General features: G+C 71.7%; 4 protein-coding genes. 2 read left to right on the top strand and 2 right to left on the bottom strand.

Going from position 1 to position 3571, the window contains the following annotated elements:
* Positions 1 to 58: 58 nt before the first annotated feature.
* A complete protein-coding gene (locus ACWEVO_RS32655; RefSeq protein ID WP_452311296.1) occupies positions 59 to 907 on the bottom strand; it encodes a 3-hydroxyacyl-CoA dehydrogenase family protein in 849 nt (282 codons plus the stop codon).
* A gap of 79 nt (positions 908 to 986) precedes the next feature.
* Complete coding sequence (murA, locus tag ACWEVO_RS32650) at positions 987 to 2426, bottom strand: UDP-N-acetylglucosamine 1-carboxyvinyltransferase (protein WP_452311295.1); 1440 nt, start codon at positions 2424 to 2426, stop codon at positions 987 to 989.
* Here murA and ACWEVO_RS32645 point away from each other — a divergent pair.
* Entirely contained in the window at positions 2425 to 2997 is a 573-nt protein-coding gene (locus tag ACWEVO_RS32645) for a cob(I)yrinic acid a,c-diamide adenosyltransferase (protein WP_452311294.1), read from the top strand. The genes murA and ACWEVO_RS32645 overlap by 2 nt on opposite strands.
* Positions 2973 to 3392 (top strand): VOC family protein, encoded by a 420-nt coding sequence (locus tag ACWEVO_RS32640; RefSeq protein ID WP_452311293.1) that lies wholly within the window; start codon positions 2973 to 2975, stop codon positions 3390 to 3392. Before ACWEVO_RS32645 ends, ACWEVO_RS32640 begins: the two co-directional genes overlap by 25 nt.
* Positions 3393 to 3571: the final 179 nt, after the last annotated feature.

Here is a 3571-nt window from a genome sequence, read left to right as displayed (position 1 = left end):
CCTTCACGACGCTCTCCGATCTCCCGGACCGGACCGGCCGGGGGCGTCGCGGACCCGATCAGTAGGCGTAGAAGCCCTGGCCGGTCTTGCGGCCCAGGTCGCCGGCGGTCGCCATGCGCTGGAGCAGCTCCGGCGGGAAGAACTTCTCGTCGGCGGTGTCGGTGTAGATGTTCTTGGTGGCGTTGAGCAGCACGTCGACGCCGGTCAGGTCGACCGTGGCCAGCGGGCCCATGGCGTGGCCGAAGCCCAGCCTGCAGGCGGTGTCCAGGTCCTCGGCCGAGATCACCCCGGACTCGACCAGCTTGACCGCCTCCATGGCCAGCGCGCAGATCAGCCGGGTCGTGACGAAGCCGGCGATGTCCCGGTTGACCACCACCACGGTCTTGCCGATCTCCTCGGCGAACGTCTTCGCGGTCGCCAGGGTGGCGTCGCTGGTCTTGTAGCCCCGGACCAGCTCGCAGAGCTTCATCATCGGCACCGGCGAGAAGAAGTGGGTGCCGACGACCGACTCCGGGCGCTCCGTCGCCGTGGCGATCTGCGTGACCGGGATGGCCGAGGTGTTGGTGGCCAGCACCGCGTCGGCCTTGCAGATCTTGTCGAGTGCGCGGAAGACCTCGTGCTTGATCTCGATCTTCTCGAAGACCGCCTCGACCACGATGTCCGCGTCGGCCGCCGCCTCCAGCTCGGTGGTCGGGGTGATCCGGGCCAGGGTCGCCTCGACCTCGGACGCCTCGATCCTGCCCTTCTCGGCGAACTTCTCCAGCGACTTCCGGATGCCGTCGACGCCCCGCTTGGTGGCCGCGTCGTCCAGGTCCCGCAGCGTCACCTGCCAGCCAGCCTGCGCCGCCACCTGGGCGATGCCCGAGCCCATCAACCCGGCACCGACGACCGCGAGTCGACCCGCCATCTGCTTCTCCCTCGCTGCGAATGAGTGTCTGCCACACCCTAATCGGCGAGCCTGAACGACGGCTAAGCCCACTCCCCGGTCAGATCTCCAGGGCCGGTTCCTCCGGTACGGTGCCGCGTTCCACGGCCACCCCGAGCGCCCGGAGGTCGGCGACGAAGTCCGGGTAGCCACGGTCGACGTGGTGCACGTGGGAAACCTCGGTGACCCCGTCGGCGCAGAGCCCGGCGATGATCAGGCCGGCGCCGGCCCGGATGTCGGTGGCCCGTACCGGGGCGCCGGAGAGCCGCTCGCGGCCGCAGACCAGGGCATGGTGGCCGTCGGTCCGGATCTCCGCGCCGAGCCGCATCATCTCGTTGGCGAACATGAACCGGCCGTCGAAGATGTTCTCGGTGATCAGGGAGCCGCCGTCGCTCACCGCGGCCAGGCCGATCGCCATCGGCAGCAGGTCGGTGGCGAAGCCCGGGAACGGCAGGGTCACCACGTCCACCGCGGTCGGGCGGTCGTCCATCCGTACCCGGAAGGCCCCGGCCCGGGTCTCGACCAGGCCGCCCGCCGAGACCAGCTTGTCCAGCGCGACCTCCAGGTACGCCGGCTCGACGCCCGTCACGGTGACGTCCCCGCGGGTCATCGCGGCGGCGAACGCCCACGTCCCGGCGACGATCCGGTCCCCCACCGTGGCGTGCCGGACCGGGCGCAGCTCGGGCACCCCGACGATGCGCAGGGTGGACGTGCCCTCGCCGTCGATCCGGGCGCCCATCCGGATCAGCATCGAGCAGATGTCGACGATCTCCGGCTCCCGGGCCGCGTTGTCGATCGTCGTGGTGCCCCGGGCCAGCACCGCCGCCATGACCAGGTTCTCGGTCGCGCCGACGCTCGGGAAGTCCAGCACGATGTCCGCGCCGTGCAGCCCGTCCGGCGCCTCGGCGATGACGAAGCCGTGCTCACCGGAGATCTCCGCGCCCATCCGGGCCAGCCCGGCGATGTGCATGTCCAGGCCGCGCGAGCCGATGGCGTCGCCGCCGGGGTGGGCCACCCGCACGTACCCCCGGCGGGCCAGCAGCGGCCCGAGCACGCAGATCGACGCGCGCAGCCGGCGGACCAGGTCGTAGTCGGCCTCCGCGCCGGGCTGCTCCGGCACGTCGATGACCACGGAGCGGGAGCGCTCCACCCCGCCGCGGGCCACCATCGGGTCGACCGGGTCGTCGGCGGTGAACCGTACGCCGCAGCCGAGCCGGCGGAGCACCTCCCCCATGATCGCGATGTCCGTGATCCGCGGAACGTTGGTGATCACGCTGCGCCCGGGCGCCAGCAGCGCGGCGGCCATCAGTTTGAGGGCGGAGTTCTTCGCGCCCACCACGTGCACCGTGCCGGCCAGCCGGGCCTCACCCGGCACCCGGATGACGTCGACGTCGTTGACCGCCGGATCGCCGGCGTCACCCGGGCCGACCCCGGCCGACCACCCCGTCTGGCCCGGCCGTGCCGGGATGGTCAGGTCCGGTATCCGTAGGCTGTGCGTCATGGCCGTCCACCTCACGCGCATCTACACCAAGGCCGGCGACGCCGGCATGACCAGGCTGAGCAACAACGAGCAGGTGCCGAAGACCGATCCGCGGATCGCCGCGTACGCGGACGTGGACGAGTGCAACGCCGCGATCGGCGTGGCGCTCGCCCTGGGGCAGCTCCCCGACGAGCTGCGGGCGGTGCTGGAGTCGATCCAGAACGACATGTTCGACGTCGGCGCGGACCTGGCGACCCCGGTCGAGCCGGACCCGAAGTATCCGCCGCTGCGGGTGACCGAGGAGTACGTCGAGCGCCTCGAGGGCTGGTGCGACGAGTACAACGCGCGCCTGAGCAAGCTCGACTCCTTCATCCTCCCCGGCGGCACCGCTGGTGCGGCGCTGCTGCACGTGGCACGGACGACCGCCCGGCGCGCCGAGCGTGCGGCCTGGGCCCTGGTCGCACACGACCCGGACCGGACCAGCCCTCTCCCGGCCAAGTATCTCAACCGGCTCTCCGATCTGCTCTTTATCCTGGCAAGAACGGCAAATCCGGACGGGGATGTGCTATGGGTGCCGGGCGGGAAGCGCTGACCGTCGGCGGCCTGCACCACGTCGAGCTCTGGGTCCCCGATCTCGCCGCCGCCACGCATAGCTGGGGCTGGCTTCTCGGCGAGTTGGGCTGGACGCCGTACCAGGAGTGGCCCGCCGGCCGCTCCTGGCGGCTCGGCCCGACCTATCTGGTCATGGAGCAGTCCCCGGCGCTCAGCGGACGCGTGCACGACCGGCTCGCCCCGGGCCTCAACCACCTCGCCTTCCACGCCGGCCCGCCGGCCGCGGTGGACCGGCTGGTCACGGCCGCGCCCGCGCACGGGTGGGAGTTGCTCTTCCCGGACCGCCACCCGCACGCCGGCGGCCCGCAGACGTACGCCGCCTACCTGTCCGACACGCAGGGGTACGAGGTCGAACTGGTCGCCTCGGTCGACTAGGAACGCCGCTGGCCGGCACCCGTTGTCGGGTGCCGGCCAGCGTGTTGTTTCTGTGTGTGTCAGTTGTTCCAGTGCTGGGCGACCAGGTCGGCGGCCTGCTGCTCCCACTGCGCGTACGCGTCGGGGTAGGCCGAGACCTGCACGGTCTGCGCGGCCTGGGTCAGCGGCATGTCCTGCCA

It is taken from the genome of Micromonospora sp. NPDC003776 (assembly GCF_053605645.1).
Note: the sequence above shows the minus strand (reverse complement) of the source record. Positions and strands in the feature narration are given on the sequence as shown.

What these genes read in the sequence shown, in the direction of transcription:
- ACWEVO_RS32655 (WP_452311296.1), bottom strand. Translation starts at nt 907, where the DNA reads ATGGCGGGTCGACTCGCGGTCGTCGGTGCCGGGTTGATGGGCTCGGGC.
- ACWEVO_RS32645 (WP_452311294.1), top strand. Translation starts at nt 2,425, where the DNA reads ATGGCCGTCCACCTCACGCGCATCTACACCAAGGCCGGCGACGCCGGC.
- murA (WP_452311295.1), bottom strand. Translation starts at nt 2,426, where the DNA reads ATGACGCACAGCCTACGGATACCGGACCTGACCATCCCGGCACGGCCG.
- ACWEVO_RS32640 (WP_452311293.1), top strand. Translation starts at nt 2,973, where the DNA reads ATGGGTGCCGGGCGGGAAGCGCTGACCGTCGGCGGCCTGCACCACGTC.